Source organism: Streptomyces sp. (assembly GCF_031178505.1).
In the GTDB taxonomy this organism is placed as follows: Bacteria; Actinomycetota; Actinomycetes; order Streptomycetales; family Streptomycetaceae; genus Streptomyces; species Streptomyces gulbargensis.
This window is the reverse complement of sequence record NZ_JAPSIW010000788.1, coordinates 1-3,121: the sequence shown is the minus strand read 5'-3', so window position 1 is coordinate 3,121 and position 3,121 is coordinate 1. Positions and strand designations below refer to the sequence as shown.

At 74.9% G+C, this 3,121-nt stretch carries 3 protein-coding genes and 1 pseudogene; 2 read left to right on the top strand and 2 right to left on the bottom strand.

Annotated elements, in window-relative coordinates:
- A pseudogene (locus RIF68_RS32325) lies at positions 1-183 on the top strand (phosphoenolpyruvate--protein phosphotransferase); the annotation flags it as partial.
- Positions 184-268: 85 nt separating this feature from the next.
- Here RIF68_RS32325 and RIF68_RS32320 read toward each other — a convergent pair.
- The gene (locus RIF68_RS32320; RefSeq protein WP_309054824.1) at positions 269-1,204 is read right to left on the bottom strand and encodes a hypothetical protein; all 936 of its coding nucleotides are present in this window, start codon (positions 1,202-1,204) and stop codon (positions 269-271) included.
- A 42-nt stretch (positions 1,205-1,246) separates the two neighbouring features.
- Positions 1,247-2,542: an MFS transporter gene (locus RIF68_RS32315; RefSeq protein ID WP_309054823.1), complete on the bottom strand. Its 1,296-nt coding sequence runs from the start codon at positions 2,540-2,542 to the stop codon at positions 1,247-1,249.
- 47 nt (positions 2,543-2,589) lie between these two features.
- Here RIF68_RS32315 and RIF68_RS32310 point away from each other — a divergent pair.
- Positions 2,590-3,121 (top strand): GntR family transcriptional regulator (locus RIF68_RS32310; RefSeq protein WP_309054822.1); only part of this gene is annotated, 532 nt, incomplete at its 3' end.

The following is a 3,121-nucleotide window of genomic DNA, read 5'->3' as shown; positions in this document are numbered from 1 at the left end:
TGTGTGCTGACGGGTCTGGGGGTCACCTCCCTGTCCATGGGTGCCGCGTCGATCCCGTACGTGCGGGCGACGCTGGCCACGTACACGCTGGCGCAGTGCGAGCGGGCGGCGGCCGCGGCGCGGGCCGCGGACACCGCCGAAGAGGCGCGGCGCGCGGCGCAGGCGGTGCTGTCGGGCGAGTGATCGCCGGCCGGCGCCGGTTCTTCGGAGGGGCTTCCCGTCACATGGTGGCGGGGAGCCCCTCCGGCGTTTCCGGGTGGTTTCCGGGTCAGGGCCTGGGCCGGTGGACGGCGCAGTCGTCGTAGGGGTCGGTCGGGAGCGGGAAGCCGGCGCGGTGGTCGACGTCCGGTTCGGGCGCGACCGGTTCGCCGGTGCGGGCGTCGGTGCAGTAGGCGGCGAAGACCTCGGCCTCGGTGAGCGGGGCGAGGGTGGCGTCCTTCAGGCGCCATCCGTGGAGGCGGTCGCGGGCGCCCGGCGCGGAGGTGCGCAGGACGAGGCCGCCGGGGGCGGAGAGGGCGATGCCGGCGGCGAGGACGGCAGTGAACTCGGTGGCGGTGGTGAGGTCGTGGTGGGCGGTGCCGTCGTCGTCGGTGCGGGTGTGGAGGACGGTGAGGAGGTGGTCCGTGCCGGCGGGCACGCTGCACACCAGGTGGTGGGTGCCGGGGCCGGTGGCCTCCAGGAGGCGGGCCAGGAGGTGGGTGGCGCGGTCGAAGGCGGCCTTGCCGATGTCCTTGCCGCAGGCGGCACAGTCCCCGGCCGTGGCGAGGACGGTGGTGGCGTACTCCCAGGTGGCGTGGCGGACGGCGGTGTCGACGAGTTCGGGCAGGAGGGTGGAGAGCGGTTGGCCGGTGTAGGTGAGGCGGGCCCCGGTGACGGCGGCGTGGGCGGTGAAGCGGCTGCGGCTGGCCGGGTGGTCGGGGTCGGTTCCGGTGGCGGTGCACCAGGCCGCGTACTCCTCGGGGTCGAAGAGGGTGACGGTGGTGTGTCCGCCCTGGGAGGCGAGGGTCCTGAGGAGGGCCTCGATCTGCCGGAGGTAGGCGGTGTGGTCGTCGAAGGCGAAGGTGCGGTAGCGCCGCATGGCGTCGAAGTCCCGTGCGTCGGCGAGGAGTCCGACGGTGCTGGGCATCTCGCGGCGCAGGGCGCGGCGGAGGCGGCGGTCGGCCGCGGTGGTGTGCGGAGTGCGGGCGGTGTCGGTGCGAGGCATGGCTGTTCCCCCCTGGTTCGCGGGCCGGTCGGTCCGCTCCGATCAGTGCTCACTCACCGTAACCTTCGCCACTGACAGTGACGATTCGGGGAGCCGGTGACCGATGAGGCGCCGCTGCGCGACGGTGGTGGCGACGAGGACGGCGCCGAGGACGGGCCAGGCGAAGGGGCCGGCGGAGACGAGTCCGGTGACGAGGAGGGGGCCGCCGAAGCGCTGGGTGGACTGGGCGAGTCCGTGGACGCCGAGGTAGGCGCCCTGGGCGTCGTCCGGGGCGAGGGCGACCGAGAGCTCCCAGGAGGCGAGGGTGTGGAGCATCTCGGCGAAGGTGAGGGCGACGGCCGCGACGACGAGGGCGGCGACGGCGGCGGCCGGTCCGCCGAGGCCGGAGACGCAGACCGCGGTGGTGCCGGTGGCGAAGAGGACGGCGAGGGGACGGTAGAGCCGGCGGGCGGCCGCGGGGGTGGCGCCGAAGCGGGAGAGGGGGACCTGGAAGAGGACGACGAGGACGCTGTTGACGACGAGCAGGAGAGGCGCGAGGCCGGCGGGGGCTTCGGTGGCGTGGACGATCCAGAGGGGCAGGCCGACCTGGAGGATCGAGTCGTGGAGGAAGAAGACGGCGTCCCCCGCCGTGAAGCCGAGGAAGGCGCGGTCGCGCCACGGGTCGGAGCGGCGGGGCGCGGGGACCGGGGAGCCGTCGGTGGCGGGGGTGCCGGTCGCCACGGTGCGGGAGGGGGTGGGCGGCTCGGCGCAGCGGAGGGTCAGGGCGGCCATCAGCAGGTAGGAGAGGACGTTGCCGACGAGGAGGAGCTGGTAGGCCGCGGTGGTGCCGACGGCGAGCGCGGCCGCGGCGCCGAGGCCGCCGACGGTCCAGCCGATGTTGGAGGCGGTGCGGTTGATGGCCTGGTAGCGGGCGCGGTCGGGGCCGGCGATCCGGGCGGCGTAGAGCTTGGTGAGGACGTTGGTGGCGCGGTCGGGGAGGGCGCCGATCGCCGAGTAGACGACGAGGAGGGCGTACGTGTCGGTGGTGAGGAGGGCCAGGAGGGCCGCGGCGCGCAGGAGTTGGGTGCCGATGAGGACGCGCACGAGGGGGAAGCGGTCGGCGAGTCGGCCGCCGAGCGGGGCGCCGGCGATGCCGGCCGCGCCGGACAGGCCGACGAGGAGGCCGACCTCTCCGAGGCCGAGGCCGGTGACGTACGTGAAGTAGAGGGCCATGGCGGTGGCCCAGAGGCCGGTGCCGCACTTGTCGATGAAACCGATGAGGAGCAGGCGGCGCCCGTCGGGACCGCCCGGGACGCGGTCCTTGAGCGGTGTTCGGGCGGGGCGGGTCGAGCGGCTCACGTGGGTCCCCCTTGCGCATTTCTTTGTATTGGTACATAGTTGAGTACGTGGCAGCACAATATTCGATCGAGGGGTCCACGGCCAAGGGGATTGCCGCGTCCGTCGAGCGGGGGGTCGCCGAGGGCGGGCTCCGGCCCGGCGACGCCCTCCCTCCGGTACGGCGGCTCGCGGACGCGCTCGGAGTCAGTCCGGGCACGGTCGCCACGGCCTACAAGGAACTGCGCCGACGGGGGCTCGTCGTGACCCGGGGCCGGGGCGGGACCGTGGTGGCCGAGGTTCCGTCGGTGGCCTCCCGGCGCCCGCCCCGCGTCCCCGAGGGACTGGTGGACCTGGCCGGCGGCCATCCCGATCCGGCGTTCCTGCCGGTGCTGCGCCCGCCGGCGGAGTTCGCTCCCGTCCAGGGCTCGCACCGCGCGGCCCCGCGTCTCGCCGAGCTGGAGGCGCTGACCCGTGACTGGTTCGTCCGGGACGGCGTGCCGGCGGAGCACGTGACCTTCGCGCACGGGGCTCTGGACTGCATCGCGCGGCTGCTCTCCACGGAGCTGCGGCCCGGTGACGCGGTGGCCGTGGAGGACCCCG